Origin of the sequence: Bradyrhizobium sp. 62B (assembly GCF_030272265.2) — a bacterium.
Lineage (GTDB): Bacteria > Pseudomonadota > Alphaproteobacteria > Rhizobiales > Xanthobacteraceae > Bradyrhizobium.
The window spans coordinates 4,934,009-4,953,197 of sequence record NZ_CP092841.2; the positions used below are offsets into that span (position 1 = coordinate 4,934,009).

Genomic DNA, 19,189 nt, shown 5'->3' on the forward strand with positions numbered 1-19,189 from the left:
CGGATTGCTCTCGCTCTCCTCGGCTCAATCGCGGACCTTGATGGAACTTAAATGCTTCAGTACACTACTCGGAGCAAGTAAAACATTGCTCTCGGTGCAATAATGTCCAAGTTCGAGTACGTGAAGCTTGCCGATGCCATTGCCTCGGATATCTCTAACGGCACGTTAAGGCCCGGCGATCGGCTGCCGCCGCAGCGCAATTTTGCCTATGACCGTGGCATCGCGGTCTCGACCGCGAGCCGGGTTTATACGGAGTTGCTCCGCCGTGGGCTCGTGGTCGGCGAGGTCGGCCGCGGTACTTTCATCTCCGGCGACATCAGGCGCGAGGTCGAGGCGCTGAGCGAGCCGCGCGAGGCGCGGATCGATTTCGAGGTCAATTACCCGCTATTGCCGCAGCAATGGGCGATGATCGCCAAGAGCCTTGCGGGACTGGAGCGCGTCGATGCGCTCGAATCGGCGCTGCGCGTCTCCACCAGCACCGGCACCAAGAGCGCGCGCAATGCGGCCGCCGCCTATCTCGCGCGCAAGGATTTCGCGCCGCAGGCCGAGCAGATCGTCTTCACGGCCAATGGCAAGCAATCGCTCGCGGCCGCGCTCGCGGCGCTCGTGCCCACCGGCGGCCGCTGCGGCGTCGAGGCGCTCACCTATCCCTACGTCAAGAGCATCGCGGCGCGGCTCGGCATCACGCTGGTCCCGATACCGATGGACGAGTACGGCGCGCGGCCCGATGCCATTCAGAAGGCGCATCGCGAGGCGCATCTGTCGGCGCTGTATCTGCAGCCCATCATCCAGAACCCGCTCGGCGTCACCATGAACGCGACGCGGCGCGCCGACATCATGCGCGTCGCCGAAAAGCTCGACCTCACCATCATCGAGGACGCCGTGTACGGCTTCCTCGCCGACGACACGCCGCTGGCAGCTCTCGGGCCGGATCGCTGTATCGTGATCGACAGCCTGTCGAAGAAGGTCGCGCCGGGCCTTGCGCTCGGCATCCTCGTGGCACCGCCGCAACTGCGCGAGAGCGTGATGAGCGCGGTCCGCACCGGCGGCTGGATCGCCTCCGGCCATGCGCTGGCGTCTGGGCAGCGGCTGATGGCCGACGGCACCGTCGCCGAGCTCACGCGCCTGAAACGCATCGACGCCTCGCGGCGTCAGCAGACCGCGGCACGGCTGCTCGCCGGCTACCAGCTCGCCGCCGACCCGCGCTCCTATCATCTGTGGCTGACGCTGCCGCCGCACTGGCGCTCGCAGACCTTCGTTGCCGCTGCGGCCCGGCGCGGCATTGCACTGACGCCGTCCTCCACCTTCGCCATCGCCCACGGTCATGCCCCGAACGCGGTGCGCCTCGCACTCGCCCCGCCCACCTTCGAGCAGCTCGATTCCGGCCTGCGCACCATCGTGTCGCTGCTCGGCACCAAGGAAGAGGATTTCGACTCCACGGAGTAGATCGCGGGGGCCTTTGCGCCGACGCGCCTCCAGCCGAGGACAAGTTCCGCAGGGATGTCCGTTCGGACCATGGCCGCTCATCGGCGTCTATTTGGATTGCTCCGAGTCCGGCGGCCGGCCCCGCTGACAATCGATCAGCGGCCGGTTGCAGGGCTACGGCAGCAGCGATTGCGGCAGGCGCGCCAGGGTATAGGCGCGTGGCTGGTTCCGCCGCACGAAGCCGCCGACCTGCCAGGCGAACAGCGCGGCAAAGCCGAGGATGAACAGCGCGCCGGCGAACTCGTCGATCATCAGCGCACGGATCAACAGGCCCGCCATCGCGACCGTCAGCATCGCCAGAAATACTAGCACCGTCGCATACGCTGTGCGGCCGAGCCCGGCGGTCAGCGCCGCGCGGCTGCCGGCCTTGGCCATCCGCGCATGCAATTCGACGATGAACGCGCGAAAGCCGTTGTCCTGCGGCGCCATCAGCGCCGCGGTCTGCCAGCTCGTCGACAGGATCGCGATGCGGCGGCCGCTATTGTGCGTGACATCGGCGCGAAAGCGGTGCTGCTGCATCGACACCGGGCGGAACGACAGCCGGATTGCACTGATCTCGTCATAAGGCCACAGGCCCGAGCGGCCGGAGATGTGCCAGGACAGCCCCTGCTCCGTCAGCTCGAAGCGATGCGCCGAGCCGATCAGCGACGCCTTGTAGGCATAGCTCACAACTGGCGCGGCCTCGGCCTCCGAACCCTGCATCCCGACAACCGATCCCGTCCGCGCGATCCCGTCCGCGCCATCCCGCCGGCGATCCGCTTGCGCGATCGCCCTTGCCCATCCTACAAGCGAGGCATGGCTGAGACGACCTTTTTTCCGCGCCGTCTGATTCTCGGCGCCGCAATGATCTCCGGCGTGCTGCTGGCGCTCGCGGTGCACATGCTGGGCGCGCGCTACGGCCTCGACCTCGGCGGGCTCTGGCGTTCCGACACGGCCGAGTTCATCCCCGCGGGCGCGGCGATTGCCTGGTGGCTGATCGCCACGGTCGGATTCTCCGGCGGCTATTTCACCGCGAGCTTGATGCAGAGCGCCGTGTCTGGCCAGATCCCGCAGCGGATGCGGCAGTTCCTGATCGCAGTCGGCGTGCTCCTGCTCGCAGGTGCGGGTCAGGTGGCCTCGGCGCCGAGCCCGATCCCGACCGTCTCGGGCGTGCTCGCCGGGCTCGCCGCGCTATGCCTTGGCGCCGTCATGGCGTTCTGCGGCGCCCATTTCGCGCTGCGCCGCGGCTGAACCTCACGCCGACGCCAGCAGCCGCGGGCGGTCCAGCATGATCGTCACGTCGGAGGCCGGCCGCGGCTTGCTGAACAGATAGCCCTGCGCCTGATTGCAGCCCTCGCGCCTGAGCAGCTCGAGCTGCGCATCATTCTCGACGCCTTCCGCGGTGGTGACGATGCCGAGGCTGCGGCCGAGGCCGGTCACGGCGCGGATGATCGCCATGGAATCCTCGCGCGTCGCCAGCTCCGACACGAACGAGCGGTCGATCTTGATCTTGTCGAACGGGAAGCTGCGCAGGTAGCTGAGCGACGAATAGCCGGTGCCGAAATCGTCGAGCGAGATCCGCACCCCCATGCCGCGCAGCTCGTGCAGGGTGGTCAGCGTCGCCTCGCTGTTCTGCAGCAGCACCGATTCGGTGATCTCGAGCTCGAGGCGTCGCGCATCGAGCCCCGAAGCGGCCAGCGCCTCGGTCACGGACGCGATCAGGTTCGGATTCTTGAACTGCACCGGCGACAGATTGACGGCGAGGTCGACGTCGTCAGGCCAGCTCGCCGCGTCGATGCAGGCGGAGCGCAGCACGAATTCGCCGAGCTGGACGATCAGTCCGGTCTCCTCGGCCAGCGGGATGAAGTCGATGGGTGCGATCAGGCCGCGGTGCGGATGGTTCCAGCGCAGCAGCGCCTCGAAAGCGACGACGCGACCGCTGATGACGTCGCGGATCGGCTGGTAGTACGGCTCGAACTCGCCACGTTGCAGCGCCGCGCGCAGATCCATTTCCAGGAGCCGCCGCGCCTGCGCGCGGGCATCCATGCCGGTCTCGAAGAAGCGATAGGTACCGCGGCCGTCCGCCTTGGCGCGGTAGAGCGCGAGGTCGGCATTCTTCAGCAATTCGTCCGGGTCGCTGCCGTCCTGCGGCGACAGCGAGATGCCGATCGAGACGCCGATCACGATCTGATGGTCGTCGATCTCGTACGGTGCCGAGATGACCTCGACGAGACGGCGGGCGAGCGACCTCGCGGCGGTTTCCTCGGAGCGTCCGATCTGGACCACGGCGAACTCGTCGCCGCCCAGCCGCGCCACGGTGTCGCTTTCGTCGACGACGGCCGTCAGCCTGCGGCCGACCTCCTTCAGCAGCGCATCGCCGATGGGATGGCCGAGCGAGTCGTTGATGTCCTTGAAGTGATCGAGATCGAGACAGAGCACCGCGAGCTGCTCGCCCGACCTTGTCCGGCGCAGCCCCTGCTCGAGCTGCTCGTGGAACAGCACGCGGTTCGGCAGGCTGGTCAGCGCGTCATGGCGCGCCATGTGCGAGATCTTGGCCTGCGCCTCCAGCCATTCGGTGATGTCCTCGAAGGTCGCGACCCAGCCGCCGCCGTGCATCGGCTGGTTGACCACCCGGATGGAGCGGCCGAACCGGTTGACCACGTCGGTCGTGGTGCGGCCCTCGCGCGCGTCGGCGACGAGGCGGGCGAAGAATTCATCGGCATCGCCCTGCCATTGGCCCTTGGCCTGCTCGTCCCGCAAGATGTCGACCAGCCGGCGGCCGGTCAGCGCGATGTCGGTGCGGCGAAGCATCGCCGCATAGCGCTCGTTGAACAGGATGATCTTGCCGTCGGCGTCGAACATGCACAGCCCCTGCGACATGTTCTCGAGCGCCGTGTCCAACACCATTTGCTGGGCCCCCAGTTCGCCCTTGGCGCGGCGGTCGAGCAGCGCGGCCACGAGGGCGATCGCGATGATCGCGACCGCGGCGCTGGCGGTGAGGAAGGACAGCGAGGCCGGCGGGATCGACAGGCCGCTGATCGCGAGCGTCGGATCCGGCGTCAGCAGCACCGCGCCCATGGCCGTGAAATGATGTGCCACGATGGCGATCGTCAGCAGCGCAGTCGCCGTCAGCGCATGGAAGAGGTCATCGCGTCGCGCCGCCACAAACAGGGCAAGCGCCGCAAAGAGAATTCCGGACAGGATCGAGATAGCAACCGTGCTTCCGATCCAGCCCACCCGCGCGGGTATCTCCAGCGCCGCCATGCCGGTGTAATGCATCGCCGCGACACCGGTGCCGACGATGGCGCCGCCAAGGGCGACCCACGCCGCGCGCGAGGACGATACGGCGATGCTCAGCCCCACGAAGGTCACCGCGATCGCAAAGATCAGCGACATGATCGTCACCGGGATGTTGTAGGCGCCCGCGCCTCCCGGCCCATAGGCGAGCATCGCGATGAAATGCGTCGCCCAGATGCCGCAGCCGCTGACGGCAGCATCGAGGCCGATCCAGGCAAGACGTTCGAGCCCGTGCGTCGCACGCGCGCGATGGAACAGGCTGATCGCCGCTGCGCTGGCGAGCAGGCACACCGCACCGCCGAGCGCGACGAGGCGCAGATCGTGCTCCTCGGTAAGACAGTAAAGAACTTGATACATTGCGGGCCCCGTCCCTATGGACTCGCACTTGAACCGACAGAGGTGGACGATCGGTAACCGGCTACATGACCGGTCCGCGAATGGTAAATGGCGGATGTCCGGATTCGTTCACATTGTCATTCTCGCGCCGGTGCACCGAAGCCGATCACCGCCGCCGCCAGCAACAAGACCGCCGCTGAAATAATCAACGACACATGCAGGCCTTCCATGAAGGCGCCTGTTCCCGCGATCAGCGATCCAAACAAGGCAACGCCGAGGACGCTGCCGGTCTGCCGCGTCGCGTTGAGGACGCCCGCCGCGATGCCGGAGCGCGCTTTGTCGACGCTGCCCAGCAACGTCGAGGTCAGCGGCGGTACCAATAGCCCTAGGCCGCCGCTGATCGCGATCATCTGCCCGCAGATCATCCAATAGCTCGTGTCGGCCGCGATCCACAGCAGACCGAGACAGCCGAGCGCCGACACGCAGGCACCGACGACGATGGTCGGGCACGCGCCGATGCGCTCGGCGAGGCGCGGCGCCAGCAGATTGATCGGCAGCACCGCCGCCATCATCGGCACGAAAGCAAGCCCGGTCCACCACGCCGACAGCCCGTTGATCCGCTGGAAGTACAGGCTGAGCACGAAGATCAGGCCGTAGATGGCGATGTTGACGAGCAGGCCGACGAGCGAGGTGAGCGCGAACAGCCTGTGGCCGAACAGCGACAACGGCAGCATCGGCTGCGCCGCGCACCTCTCGCGCCAGATGAAGAGCGCAGCGAGAATGGCAGAGCCGGCAAAGCCTGCGATCACCGCCGGATGTCCCCAACCCAGCGCACCGCCTTCGATAATGGCGCCGGCCAGCGCCCCCAGCGCTCCGATCGCGGCAAGCTGGCCGGGCAGATCGATCTCGCGCGAGCGCGCCCGTGTGGTCTCGCTGGCATAGCGCCAGCTCAGCCACAGGCCGGCGAGCCCGATCGGCAGATTGACCAGGAAGATGGCGCGCCATCCGACCAGCGTGATCAGCGCGCCGCCGACGAAGGGGCCGGCGGTGAGAGCAAGGCTGGCTCCGGCTGCCCAGACCGCAACGGCGCGGCCGCGTGCGCGGTCGTCCGCATAGGCATGATTGAGCAGCGCAAGCGAGTTCGGCACCAGGATCGCCGCCGCCAGCCCCTGGACCAGCCGGGCGCCGATCAGCACGGTCGCATTGGGTGACAGCGCGCAGGCGAGCGAGGCCGCGGTGAAGATGGCGAACCCCGCCATGAAGACGCGCTTGGCGCCGATCCGGTCGCCGAGAGCGCCAGCCGTCAGGATGAAGGCGGCAAACGCGATAGTGTAGGCGCTGACCACCCATTGCAGCTCGGCGACGCCGCCGCCGAGCGCCCGGCCCATCGCATCGAGTGCCGTGTTGACGATGGTGACGTCGAGCTGCACCACGCCATAGCCGAGACTCATTGCGGCCAGCGTGAGAGAAGTCGCAAGAGCCGAGCCCGCGCGTGGCGTGTCGGCCCTGCCGTCGAAGGTTTCATATTTGATGGTGTTGGCTCGCATGCTGCACCTCGATTGCAGCCCCATGCGACATGTACGCCTTTAACCCTCCGTCATGCTTCGAGAACGACCGAATAATGATGTTGAGCGTGAAAGCGCCGCGCGGACTACCGCGCGGCGCCAATCATGGTTGGCCTTGCATCAGCTCGCCGCGCGCAAATTCACCTTGCTCTCGGCGAGCGTCGTCAGCTTCTTGTCGGTCGCCTTTTCCTCCTCGAGCGTCTTGGCGAGCACGCTGGCGCAATCGTTGCGGCCGAGCTGCTTGGCCCAGGCGATCAGGCTGCCATAGCGCACGATCTCATAATGTTCGGCGGCCTGCGCCGCGTTGATCAGCGCGGCATCGAGCACCGCCTTGTCGGCGACTTCGCCGGCGGTCTCGTCGGCTTCCTCGATGATGCCGTCGATCGCCGGACAGTCGACCGCCTTCACGGGGACGCCATGCATCTTGAACACTTCCTCGAGCCGCTTGACGTGCTCCTTGGTCTCCTCGAGGTGCGTCAAAAAGCCCTGTTTCAGCTGTGGATCCGTGGCCTTGCTCGCCATCTTCGGCAGCGCCTTAGTCAATTGCTGCTCGGCGTAATAGATGTCCTGGAGCTGGTGCACGAATAGGTCATTCATGGTCTTGATGTCTTTTGTGAACAGTCCCATCGTTCCGTCCTCTTCCGGTTCTTGGAACACGAAGGCCGCGGCCTGCACGAAAAGCCGCTTATTCCGCCATGCTCGGTTGCTGATGGGGCCCAACGAGCGCCCGGCATCGACGTTCCAAAAAAGACCCGTAAGGCTTGCGCTGGAACAATGCGGCCGGCGCCGGGACCTGAAATCATAGGGCCCATACGAACGCACGAGCCGGACCGGTTTCACGACTCATATGCTTAACGCGCCTTCGATGTGAACCACGTATGACAAAGTGGCCGGTCCAGCGCAGAACCTCTTGTTGTCAAGGGCTGCACAAGCCGCTGTTTTTGCCTTAAATGAGCTGGATCATGCCGAGCGATCGATGCCTGCCTTTGGACATGATCACACCCGACTGGCCAATGCCTGGCCTGGTCGGTCTTGCCCCCCGCCGGGAGGATGAATGCACGGACTGCTGCCCGCGCTGAAACGCGGCTTCAAGAGATGGATCGGCTGGCGACGCCTTGGCGTTGCCGCGAGCATCTTCATCATCGCTTTCGCGATCACCACGCTGGTGCGGACCCTCAAGGGCATCGATACCGGGGTCATCCTGACTGCGTTAACCGAGATCCCCCGCGGGAGCATCGGGCTGGCGGCGATCTGCGTGTTTTTCGCGTTCTGTACGCTGACCTTCTACGATTTTTTTGCACTGCGAACGATCGGCAAGAAGCACGTGCCCTATCGCATCGCGGCGCTCTCCAGCTTCACGTCCTATTCGATCGGCCACAACATCGGCGCCACCGTGTTCACCGGCGGCGCGATCCGCTTCCGGATCTATTCGGACTATGGCTTGAACGCGATCGACGTCGCCAAGATCTGCTTCTTGTCCGGCCTGACCTTCTGGCTCGGTAACATCTTCGTGCTCTCGATCGGCATGGCGATCCATCCGGATGCGGCGTCTTCGATGGATCAGCTGCCGTCGTCGATCAACCGGCTGATCGCGCTTGGCGGCCTCGCCTCGATCGGCGCCTATCTGGTCTGGCTCTGCATGGGCGAAAAGCGACGCGAGCTCGGCCAGAAGGGCTGGAAGGTGGTGCTGCCTTCCGCGCCGCTGACCCTGGTCCAGATTCTGATCGGGGTGGTCGATCTCGGCTTCTGTGCCACGGCGATGTACCTCCTGATGCCGGCCAACCCGCCGATCGACTTCATGTCGCTCGCCGTGGTGTTCATCCTGGCGACGCTGCTCGGATTCGCCAGCCATGCGCCCGGCTCGATCGGCGTGTTCGACGCTGCCATGCTGCTGGCGCTGCCCGAATTCGGCCGTGAGCAGCTCCTGGCGACGCTCCTGGTGTTTCGCATTCTCTATTTCGTGATCCCGTTCGGCCTTGCCATCTCCATCATGGGCACCCGCGAGCTCTGGATGAACGTGGTGGAGCCCTGGCAGGAGCGGCGGCGGCTGGCGGAGGCCTGTGCCCAGGCCAATCTGCCCAAGGAGGTGACGCCCATGGAGCGCGAGCGGTTGCTGCGGCAGGCCAACAAGCGCTGAAATGGTCGGCCCAGACCAAAGGGTTGCGGGCGGCGGCGCAATGCTCTCTTATTTCCGCCTCAACTTTGCCGTTGAAGACGCGGGCCATGATCCCTGTATTCCTTCGTACCCTCTCCGCCTGCGCCCTGCTGCTGGCCGGGCTTTTGACCGTTTTGCCGGCAGAACGCGCCGCCGCCCAGGATGCCGGCACGCTGCAGATCAGTTGGGAGGTACGTAATCGCTTCCGGCTGTTCCGCGAGGAGCGCGACTTCCTGTTCCATGTCGAGAATGCGCGTAACCGCAACATCCTCGCCGCAGAACAATCGCTGGAGCAGCAGAGCGAAGGCCGCGGCTGGGCCCGCAACATGGTCAACCGCCTCTGCATCGACCTCCAGGGCCGCGTCAACCAGCCCTGCACCCGCGACAACACCAAGGAAAACTACCTCACCCCGATCGACCATCCCGTCACCGTACGCCTCGTCGGCGCGGTGCCGGTCGGCGCCATCTGCGCCTGGTCGTTCGACGACGGCGACGGCCCGCAACAATCGACCTTCGATTGCGCCGAGCCGATCAATTTGCGTGTCCGCTACGGCAAGCCGACGGTCGCGACCGTCGATGTCTCCTCCGGCTCCGATCCAACCCAGAAGATCCAGACCGAGATTCAGGTCCGCGACATCTTCGTCGCCGGCCTCGGCGACAGCATCGCCTCGGGCGAGGGCAATCCGGACCGGCCGCTGGCGCTGTCCGACGAAGGTTTCTGCTTCCGCTCTTATCTCGGCACCGCCGGCGGACAGTACTATCGGCCGAGCCGCCACGGCTACAAGGGCGGCCGCGCCTGCGAGGCGCCGGATACGCTCGCCAACTGGCAACGCTACAGTGCGCTCTGGTTCAACGCGCCCTGCCACCGCTCGCTGTACAGCTACCAGACGCGCACCGCGCTGGCCCTCGCGGTGCGCTACACCCACATTGCCGTGACCTATCTGCCGCTCGCCTGCACCGGTGCCAGCATCAGCGACGGGCTGCTCGGCTCGCAGCGCGCCCGCGAATGCCCCCCCGGCAAGACCGGGGTCTGCAACACCAGCGTGAACGCCCAGGTCGCCGAGCTGCGCGAGGCGCTGACCGCGGCGAAGAAGCGCCAGCCCGATCGCACGCTCGACCTCGTGTTGATCTCGGCCGGCGCCAACGATGTCTATTTCTCCGGCCTGGTCGCCGACGTCATCGTCGACACCGCGACCGAGCGGGCGCTGTTTCGCCGCTCCGGCGTGATGGCGAGCGTCGACGATTCCCGCGATGCGCTGGCCCGCGAGCTGCCGCAGAACTTCGTCAAGCTGCGCGAGGCCTTGAAGCCGCTGGTCGGCGGCGATCTCTCCCACGTCGTCTATGTCTCCTACGCCAATCCCGCGCTTGCCGATGGCGGCGTGCCCTGCCGTGGCGGCCGCGCCGGGTTCGACATCCATCCGTCCTTCAACGCCGACCCGCAGCGCCTCGCCCGCGTCTCGACCTTCGTCGACACCGAGTTCTTGCCGCAATTGAAGGCGCTCGCCACCTGCACCCGCGGCGCGCTGTGCCGCGATCCCGAGGCCGACCGCATGACCTTCGTTGATGCGCATCAGGCCGCCTTCGCCGATCACGGCTTTTGCGCGCATTCGGGCAACGATCCCGAATTCGACCGCGCCTGCTTTGCCGAGAACGGCCAGAGCTTCAATCCTGATATCGTGAGCGCAGCGAGCCAGCCGATGCTGTGCGGCCGCGGCGCATCGGAATACCGCGCCTACCTGCCCCGCGGGCGCTGGATCCGCGACGCCAACGACAGCTACTTCGCCGCGATGACCTATCCGCAAGGCCTGCCGGCGGCGAGCCAGCCGACCGACATCCACGACGCCACATGGGGCGTGCTCTCCGCCGTCTATGGCGGCGCGGTGCACCCGAGCGCCGAGGGGCATGCGGCGATGGCGGATGCGGCATTGCCGGCCGCGAGTGCCGTGCTCGGACTGGATGCCGTGCCGCCGGGCGTGACGCGCGGGGTGCTGCCGCAGCTGTTGCCGAGCGCGCAGCAGTAAGCAACGCTGCCTTCGCAAACTCAATGTCATCGTCCGCGCAGCCGGACGATCCAGTAATCCGTGACAGCTGCAATTGAATCGAGACGCTGCGGCATGCTATTCCCCGCCTGCGCGGGGAATGACCATGGAGTGCGCTGTGAGCGCATTCGCCATCTCCATGCAATCGTTCCCCTCACCTGCCGTTCCATCAATCCAAAAACGGCATCGATCGATACTGCCTTGAACTTGGACACTCCGCCGCACGCGCCTCTAGGAGTCGCCTGGAGGAAATGTTCGAGTTTCAAGGAGGCGCCTGATGAGCGCAGTGGTGTCCGCAGCGGACGTGAGGCGATCTCGCGTCAGGCTGTTCATCGTGACCATGTTGTTCCTGGTCACGACAGTCAATTATGCCGACCGCGCCACGCTGTCGATCGCGGGTCCCGCGCTCTCCAAGGAGCTGCATCTCGATCCCGTCGCCATGGGCTGGATCTTCTCGGCGTTCGGCTGGTCCTATGTCGTGGCGCAGGTACCGGGCGGCTGGCTGCTCGACCGTTACGGCTCGCGCCTCGTCTATGCCTTCAGCATCATCATCTGGTCGCTGTTCACGCTGATGCAGGGCTGGGTCGGCTTCCTCAGCGCCGGCACGGCCGTCGTGGTGCTGTTCGCGCTCCGCCTCCTGGTCGGCGTCGCGGAAGCGCCGTCCTTTCCCGCCAATGCCCGCATCGTCGCCGCTTGGTTTCCGGGCAATGAGCGCGGCACTGCGTCGGCCTTCTTCAACTCCGGACAATATTTCGCGACCGTGATCTTCGCGCCGCTGATGGGCTGGATCGCCCACTCGTACGGCTGGCGCTTCGTGTTCTTCGTGATGGGCGCGCTCGGCATCGTCATGGGCTTCGCCTGGCTCAAGACCATCTACGGCCCGAAGGAGCATCCCTCGATCAACGAGGCCGAGTTCGACTACATCAAGAACGGCGGCGCGCTGGTCGATCTCGACGCGCCCAAGGACGACCTGCCGCGCGCGCGGTCGCCCGAGGCCGGCTCCGGCTGGGACCACATCCGCCAGCTGCTCTCCAACCGCATGATGCTCGGCGTCTATCTCGGCCAGTACTGCATCAACACGCTGACCTATTTCTTCCTGACCTGGTTTCCGGTCTACCTCGTCAAGGAGCGCGGCCTGTCGATTCTGCAGGCCGGCTTCGTCGCGACCCTGCCGGCGCTGTGCGGCTTCATCGGCGGCGTGCTCGGCGGCATCATCTCGGACGCGATCCTGCGCCGGACCGGCTCGCTGACCATGGCGCGCAAGATCCCAATCGTCGGCGGCATGCTGCTGTCGATGTCGATCATCGCCTGCAACTATGTCGACGGACAGGCGCTGGTGGTCGGTTTCATGGCGCTCGCCTTCTTCGGCAAGGGCATCGGTGCGCTCGGCTGGGCCGTCGTCTCCGACACCTCGCCGAAGGAAGCCGGCGGCGTCTCCGGCGGCCTGTTCAACACCTTCGGCAACCTCTCCTCGATCACCACGCCGATCGTGATCGGCTACATCCTGGCCGCGACCGGCTCGTTCAACGGCGCACTGGTGTTCGTCGGCCTCAACGCGCTGGTGGCGGCGTTCGCCTACCTCGTCATCGTCGGCAAGATCGAGCGGGTGACGCTCAAACCTTCCTCCTGAGGGCTCCGATGGGAGCTTGACCAGGCAACTCAACGGCGGCCCTCAGAAGCCGCCGTCTTTGTTTTTGGGGGTGATCGATGCTAGAAGTCCCGGGGAAACGCCTTATTCATCTAAGGCATGTATCGATGTTCGACCTCAACCAGCTCCGCTGTTTCGTCACGGTGGCCGAAGAACTGCATTTCGGCCGCGCCGCCGCGCGGCTGAACATGACCCAGCCGCCGCTGTCCCGGCAGATCCAGGTGCTCGAGCACATCATCGATGCGCCGCTGCTGGAGCGCACCAGCCGCTCGGTCCGCCTCACCCCTGCCGGGCGCAGCTTCCTGCCGGAGGCGCGGCGCATCCTGAAGCTGGCGGAAAGCGCCTCGCAGGTCGCCCGCCGCATCGCGCTCGGCAAGACCGGCTCGCTGAAGATCGGCTTCACCGCGGCCGCCGCCTACGGCTTCCTGCCGGAACTGGTCGCAGCCTGCCGCGCAAAATTGCCCGAGGTGGATTTCTCGCTGAAGGAGATGGTGTCGGGCGACCAGTTCGAGGCGCTGACTTCGGGCCAGATCGACGCCGGCCTGCTCCGGCCGCCGATCGCGCGGCCCGAGCTCACCAGCCGCCGCGTCGTCGCCGAGCCCCTGCTCGCCGCGATCCCGAAGAAGCATCCGCTGGCGAGCGCCGACAGCATCACCATCAAGGATTTCGACGACCAGCCCTTCGTGATGTATTCGCCCTATGAGAGCCGCTACTTCCACGATCTCCTGGTGGCGCAATTCACCCGCGCCGACGTGCTGCCGCGCTATGTCCAGCATCTCAGCCAGATCCACTCGATCCTCGCCATGGTCCGCGCCGGACTCGGCCTTGCCATCGTGCCGGCCGCGGCTGCGGGCCTGAAGATTTCCGACGTCCGGCTGCGTCCGCTCAAGCTGCGGGGCCGCGTGCCGGTCGAGTTGTTCATGGTCTGGCGCCGCGACGACGAGAATCCGCTGCTCTCGGCACTGGTCAAAATCGCCGGTGAATTGTCCTCCGCGGAGGTGACGGAGGATTGATGCTCAATCCGCATCGGTCGATATAGGCTTTAGCTTGGACCCGCATCGAACGGTCTCCTAAACCACGGCGCATGGACGCGCAGGCATCGAGGCCCGCGTCCGACACAACACGCACGAAGGGAACAGCGCCCGTGAGCAAGATGACCCCGCAGGAAATGGCCCAGAAGATCGGATCCGGCCTCCTGTCCTTTCCCGTCACGCCATTCAAGGCTGACTACTCCTTCGACGAGGCGACCTACCGCGCCAACATGGACTGGCTGTGCGGCTACGACGTCGCGGGCCTGTTCGCCGCCGGCGGCACCGGCGAGTTCTTCTCGCTGACGCCGACCGAAGTTCCTGAAGTCGTGAAGATTGCCGTCGACGAGACCAAGGGCCGCGTGCCCGTGCTCGCCGGCACCGGCTACGGCACCGCGATCGCGCGCGAGATCGCGATCGGCGCGGAAAAGGCCGGCGCCGACGGTCTGTTGCTGCTGCCGCCCTATCTCACCCATGCCGAGCAGGAGGGCCTTGCCGCCCATGTCGAGGCAGTCTGCGCGGCCGTGAAGATCGGCGTCATCGTCTACAACCGCGACAACGCCATCCTGCAGCCCGACACGCTCGCCCGCCTTGCCGAGCGCTGCCCGAACCTCGTCGGCTACAAGGACGGCATCGGCGACATCGAGCTGATGACCCGCGTCTACACCAAGCTCGGCGACCGCCTGACCTATGTCGGCGGCCTGCCGACCGCGGAAACCTTCGCGCTGCCCTATCTCGACATGGGCGTGACGACCTATTCCTCCGCCGTGTTCAACTTCGTGCCGGAATTCGCCACCAATTTCTACGCGGCCGTGCGCAAGCGCGACCACGCCACGATCCAGGCTGGCTTGAAGGATTTCATCCTGCCGCTGATCGCGATCCGCAACCGCAAGAAGGGCTATGCGGTCTCGATCATCAAGGCCGGCATGAAGGTGATCGGCCGCGATTCCGGCCCGGTCCGCCCGCCGCTCACCGACCTCACCGAGCAGGAGATCGCGGAAGTGACCGCGCTGGTGAAGAATCTGCCCGCCATCCGATCGACACAACAGGCGGCAGAATAGACCGACCACAACGAGGAGCGAGCGATGGCCCTGACCGAGATTTCCGGCGCACCAATCGTCACGGCGATGCAGGTGATCCCGGTCGCCGGCCGCGACAGCATGCTGCTCAATCTGAGCGGCGCGCACGCGCCGTTCTTCACCCGCAACATCGTCATCCTCACCGACAATGCCGGCCACACCGGCGTCGGCGAGGTGCCGGGCGGGCAGAAGATCTGGCAGACCCTGCAGGACGCGCGCGACCTCGTGATCGGCAAGACCGTCGGCGCGATGAACAACATCCTCGCCGACGTCCGCACGGCTTTCGCCGACCGCGATGCCGGCGGCCGCGGCAAGCAGACCTTCGATCTGCGCGTGATGATCCACGCGGTCACCGCGATCGAATCCGCGCTGCTTGATCTGCTGGGTCAGCACCTCAACCTGCCGGCCGCCGCCCTGCTCGGCGAAGGCCAGCAGCGCAGCAGCGTCGAGACGCTCGGTTATCTCTTCTTCGTCGGCGATCGGCGCAAGAGCAAGCTCAGCTACGTCAACGGCGAGACCGGCAAACCCGAATGGTTCAATCTCCGCCACCAGGAGGCGATGACGCCGGAGGCCGTGGTGCGGCTCGCGGAAGCCACCCACGACCATTACGGCTTCGCCGACTTCAAGCTGAAGGGCGGCGTGCTGCGCGGCGAGCGGGAGATCGAGGCCGTCACCGCCATCGCAAAGCGTTTTCCCAACGCGCGCGTGACGCTCGACCCCAACGGCGCCTGGTCGCTCGACGAGGCGATCAAGCTTTGCAAGGGCATGCACGGCATCCTCGCCTATGCCGAGGATCCCTGCGGCGCGGAGGCCGGCTTCTCCGGCCGCGAGATCATGGCCGAGTTCCGCCGCGCCACCGGGCTGCCCACCGCGACCAACATGATCGCGACCGACTGGCGGCAGCTCTCCCATGCGCTGCGCCTGGGGGCGGTAGACATCCCGCTGGCCGATCCCCATTTCTGGACCATGCAGGGCTCGGTGCGCGTCGCCCAGACCTGCCGCGACAACGGCCTGACCTGGGGCTCGCATTCCAACAACCATTTCGACATTTCGCTGGCCATGTTCACCCATGTCGGCGCCGCCGCCCCCGGCAAGGTCACCGCGATCGACACCCACTGGATCTGGCAGGACGGCCAGGCGCTGACCAGGGAGCCGCTTCAGATCAAGGGTGGCAAGATCGCCGTGCCTGACAGGCCGGGCCTGGGCGTCGAAATCGACAGGGCCGCTATCGCCGCCGCGCATGACCTCTACAAGCAGCATGGACTTGGCGCCCGGGATGACGCTATTGCCATGCAGGACCTGATCCCCGGCTGGACCTTCGACGACAAGCGTCCGTGCCTGGTACGGTAAACACTCAGGCATGATCCCGGAAAAGTGGACACCGGTTTTCCGACCAGGATCATGCCCCCTTGAATATGGAGGAAACGATGACTGCGATCCTTAAGAACTTCATCGGCGGCGAATGGGTCGACGGCTCGGGCGTCACCAGGAACATCAACCCCTCCAACACCAACGACGTTGTCGGCGAATACGCCAAGGCCGACAAGGCGCAGACCGAGAAGGCGATCGCCGCCGCCAAGGCCGCCTTCCCTGCCTGGGCGCAGTCGACGCCGCAGGCGCGCTTCGACGCGCTGAACAAGATTTCCCTCGAGATCCTCGCTCGCAAGGAAGAGCTCGGCCGCCTGCTCGCCCGCGAGGAAGGCAAGACCCTCCCCGAGGGTATCGGCGAAGTCGCCCGCGCCGGCCAGATCTTCGCGTTTTTCGCCGGCGAGGCGCTGCGCCTGATCGGCGAGAAGGGCGCCTCGGTGCGCCCCGGCCTCGACGTCGAGCTCACGCGTGAGCCCGTCGGCGTCGTCGGCATGATCACGCCCTGGAATTTCCCGATTGCGATCCCCGCCTGGAAGATCGCGCCGGCGCTCTGCTACGGCAACACCGTCGTGTTCAAGCCGGCCGAGCTGGTGCCCGGCTCCGGGCACGCGCTCGCCGAGATCATCACCCGCTCCGGCATTCCCGCCGGCGTGTTCAACCTCGTGGTCGGCTCCGGCTCGGTGGTCGGCCAGACCCTGCTCGAGCACCCGGACGTCGCCGCGATCTCGTTCACCGGCTCGGTGCAGACGGGGCGCAAGATCGCGCAGGCCTGCGTGCTCTCGAACCCCATGAAGAAATTCCAGCTCGAGATGGGCGGCAAGAATCCGCTGGTCGTGCTCGACGATGCCGACCTCAAGACCGCCGTCGAGGTCGCCGTCAACGGCGCCTATTTCTCGACCGGTCAGCGCTGCACCGCCTCCTCCCGCCTGATCGTCACCGAAGGCATCCACGACCGCTTCGTCGCGGCGGTGGCTGAGCGCCTGAACAGCCTGTCGGTCGACGACGCGCTCAAGGCCGGCGTGCATATCGGCCCCGTGGTCGACCAGAGCCAGCTCGACCAGGACCTGCGCTACATCAAGATCGGCCAGGACGAGGGCGCCAAGCTCGCCTTCGGCGGCGAGCTGCTCAAGCGCGAGAACCCCGGCCATTATCTCGCGCCGGCGCTGTTCACCGAAGCCAACAACAACATGCGCATCGCGCGTGAGGAGATCTTCGGCCCGGTCGCCGCCGTCATCCGCGCCAAGAACTACGAAGAGGCCCTCGCCATCTCCAACGACACCGAGTTCGGCCTTGCCTCCGGCATCTGCACCACGAGCTTGAAATACGCCTCGCACTACAAGCGCAACAGCGAGTCCGGCATGGTGATGGTCAATCTGCCGACCGCCGGCGTCGACTATCACGTGCCGTTCGGCGGCCGGAAGGGCTCGAGCTACGGCGCCCGCGAGCAGGGCTCCTACGCCCGCGAGTTCTACACCACGGTGAAGACGGCCTATACATTCCCGGGCTGATGCACGTTCGTAGGGCGGGTTAGCCGGCGGCTGCGCAGTGCGCTGGCGCAACCCGCCTCCTATCTTCCAGCATCGAGAGAAGTGGCGGGTTACGCCTACGGCTGACCCGCCCTACAAGACGGAGTCCTCCCATGGACCAGGACGTCGCAGCGAAAGAGCAGCCCCGCTACATCAAGCTCAACGAGCGCGACAATGTCGCAATCGTGGTCAACGATTTCGGGCTTCCCGCCGGCTCCCGCTTCGCCAGCGGGCTGACGCTGCGCGCCTTCGTGCCGCAGGGGCACAAGACGGCGCTGGTCGATATCGCGGAAGGCGCGCCGATCATCCGCTACGGCGAGATCATCGGCTATGCGTTGTCGCCGATCCTGGCCGGAGAATGGGTGGACGAGGCGCGCATCCGCATGCCGGAGGCCCCCGACCTCGACAAGCTCGAGATCTCCACCGCCGTCCCCGCCCCGTTGCCGCCGCTCGAAGGTTTTACGTTCGAGGGCTACCGCAATCCGGACGGATCGGTCGGCACGAAAAACATTCTGGGCATCTCCTCCTCGGTGCAATGCGTCAAGGGCACGATGGAATATGCGGTGAAGCGCATCCGCGCCGAGTTGCTGCCGAAGTACCCCAACGTCGACGACGTCGTGCCGCTGACCCACGCCTATGGCTGCGGCGTCGCCATCACCGCGCCCGACGCTGTCGTGCCGATCCGCACGCTGCAGAACCTCGCGCTCAACCCGAATTTCGGCGGCGAAATTCTGGTGGTCGGCCTCGGCTGCGAAAAACTCGCGCCCGAGCGGCTGGTGCCGGAGGGCGTCAGCGATGCCATCGTGCGGATGCAGGACGAAGCCTTCGACGGCTTTGGCGCGATCGTCGATGCCATCATGACCCAGGCGGAAGCCCGCCTGAAGATCCTCAACAAGCGTACACGCGAGACCTGCCCGGCCTCCGATCTCGTCATCGGCCTGCAATGCGGCGGCAGTGACGCCTTCTCCGGCGTCACCGCGAATCCCGCCGTCGGCTTTGCCGCGGACCTCCTGGTGCGCGCCGGCGCGACCGTGATGTTCTCGGAGGTCACCGAGGTGCGCGACGCCATCCAGCTCCTCACGCGGCGCGCGATCAACGAGGATGTCGGCCGCGCGCTGGTGCGCGAGATGGCCTGGTACGATTCTTATCTGGCCCGCGGCGGCGCCGACCGCAGCGCCAACACCACGCCCGGCAACAAGAAGGGCGGCCTCGCCAACATCGTTGAGAAGTCGCTCGGCTCGATCGTCAAGTCCGGATCATCCGCGATCACCGGCGTGCTCTCGCCGGGCGAGAAGGCGACGCAGAAGGGCATGCTGTTCGCGGCAACGCCGGCAAGCGACTTCATCTGCGGCACGCTCCAGCTCGCCTCCGGCATGACGCTGCAGGTGTTCACCACCGGCCGCGGCACGCCCTATGGCCTTGCCGCGGCGCCCGTGATCAAGGTCGCGACCCGCAGCGAGCTCGCGCGGCGCTGGAAGGACCTGATCGACTTCGATTCAGGCAGCATCGCCACCGGCGAGAAGACCATCGAGGAATGCGGCTGGGACCTGTTCCGCCTGATCCTCGATGTCGCCTCCGGCCGCACCAAGCCATGGTCGGACCGCTGGGGCATCCACAACGATCTCACGCTGTTCAATCCGGCGCCGGTGACCTGAAGCGCCGACTTGGGTCTCCGCGAAACCGT

The 19,189-nt window shown here is 66.2% G+C and carries 14 protein-coding genes; 10 read left to right on the forward strand and 4 right to left on the reverse strand.

What is annotated here, in order from left to right; translation table 11 throughout:
- Positions 1-102 precede the first annotated feature (102 nt).
- On the forward strand, positions 103-1,446 hold the full coding sequence (locus ML401_RS23575) for a PLP-dependent aminotransferase family protein (RefSeq protein ID WP_194403268.1): 1,344 nt from the start codon (positions 103-105) through the stop codon (positions 1,444-1,446).
- A gap of 153 nt (positions 1,447-1,599) precedes the next feature.
- Here the strand turns inward: ML401_RS23575 and ML401_RS23580 are convergent, their stop codons facing one another.
- Complete coding sequence (locus ML401_RS23580) at positions 1,600-2,187, reverse strand: hypothetical protein (RefSeq protein ID WP_285807074.1); 588 nt, start codon at positions 2,185-2,187, stop codon at positions 1,600-1,602.
- Positions 2,188-2,280: 93 nt separating this feature from the next.
- Here ML401_RS23580 and ML401_RS23585 point away from each other — a divergent pair, with 93 nt between their 5' ends.
- Complete coding sequence (locus tag ML401_RS23585; RefSeq protein ID WP_285807075.1) at positions 2,281-2,715, forward strand: hypothetical protein; 435 nt, start codon at positions 2,281-2,283, stop codon at positions 2,713-2,715.
- A 3-nt stretch (positions 2,716-2,718) separates the two neighbouring features.
- Here ML401_RS23585 and ML401_RS23590 read toward each other — a convergent pair whose 3' ends face one another.
- From ML401_RS23590 to ML401_RS23600, 3 genes are all read right to left on the reverse strand, one after another.
- Positions 2,719-5,118 carry an EAL domain-containing protein gene (locus ML401_RS23590; protein ID WP_285807076.1) on the reverse strand — a complete coding sequence of 800 codons (2,400 nt, stop codon included), beginning with the start codon at positions 5,116-5,118 and terminating at the stop codon, positions 2,719-2,721.
- 116 nt (positions 5,119-5,234) lie between these two features.
- Entirely contained in the window at positions 5,235-6,644 is a 1,410-nt protein-coding gene (locus ML401_RS23595; RefSeq protein WP_285807077.1) for an MFS transporter, read from the reverse strand.
- Positions 6,645-6,782: 138 nt separating this feature from the next.
- Positions 6,783-7,289, reverse strand: a complete 507-nt coding sequence (locus ML401_RS23600; RefSeq protein ID WP_194403272.1) for a ferritin-like domain-containing protein — start codon at positions 7,287-7,289, stop codon at positions 6,783-6,785.
- A 427-nt stretch (positions 7,290-7,716) separates the two neighbouring features.
- Between ML401_RS23600 and ML401_RS23605 the strand changes: the two genes are divergently transcribed.
- From ML401_RS23605 to garD, 8 genes are all read left to right on the forward strand, one after another.
- Positions 7,717-8,799: a YbhN family protein gene (locus ML401_RS23605; protein ID WP_194403273.1), complete on the forward strand. Its 1,083-nt coding sequence runs from the start codon at positions 7,717-7,719 to the stop codon at positions 8,797-8,799.
- Between the two features lie 86 nt (positions 8,800-8,885).
- Complete coding sequence (locus ML401_RS23610) at positions 8,886-10,838, forward strand: hypothetical protein (protein ID WP_285807078.1); 1,953 nt, start codon at positions 8,886-8,888, stop codon at positions 10,836-10,838.
- 295 nt (positions 10,839-11,133) lie between these two features.
- A complete protein-coding gene (locus tag ML401_RS23615) occupies positions 11,134-12,486 on the forward strand; it encodes an MFS transporter (protein WP_285807079.1) in 1,353 nt (450 codons plus the stop codon).
- A 125-nt stretch (positions 12,487-12,611) separates the two neighbouring features.
- On the forward strand, positions 12,612-13,517 hold the full coding sequence (locus ML401_RS23620; RefSeq protein ID WP_285807080.1) for a LysR substrate-binding domain-containing protein: 906 nt from the start codon (positions 12,612-12,614) through the stop codon (positions 13,515-13,517).
- 131 nt (positions 13,518-13,648) lie between these two features.
- Positions 13,649-14,593: a 5-dehydro-4-deoxyglucarate dehydratase gene (gene kdgD / locus ML401_RS23625; protein WP_285807081.1), complete on the forward strand. Its 945-nt coding sequence runs from the start codon at positions 13,649-13,651 to the stop codon at positions 14,591-14,593.
- A gap of 24 nt (positions 14,594-14,617) precedes the next feature.
- On the forward strand, positions 14,618-15,961 hold the full coding sequence (gene gudD, locus ML401_RS23630) for a glucarate dehydratase (protein ID WP_285807082.1): 1,344 nt from the start codon (positions 14,618-14,620) through the stop codon (positions 15,959-15,961).
- Positions 15,962-16,038: 77 nt separating this feature from the next.
- Positions 16,039-17,487 (forward strand): aldehyde dehydrogenase family protein, encoded by a 1,449-nt coding sequence (locus tag ML401_RS23635; RefSeq protein ID WP_194403279.1) that lies wholly within the window; start codon positions 16,039-16,041, stop codon positions 17,485-17,487.
- A 131-nt stretch (positions 17,488-17,618) separates the two neighbouring features.
- Positions 17,619-19,160, forward strand: a complete 1,542-nt coding sequence (gene garD, locus ML401_RS23640; protein WP_212068750.1) for a galactarate dehydratase — start codon at positions 17,619-17,621, stop codon at positions 19,158-19,160.
- Positions 19,161-19,189 lie beyond the last annotated feature (29 nt).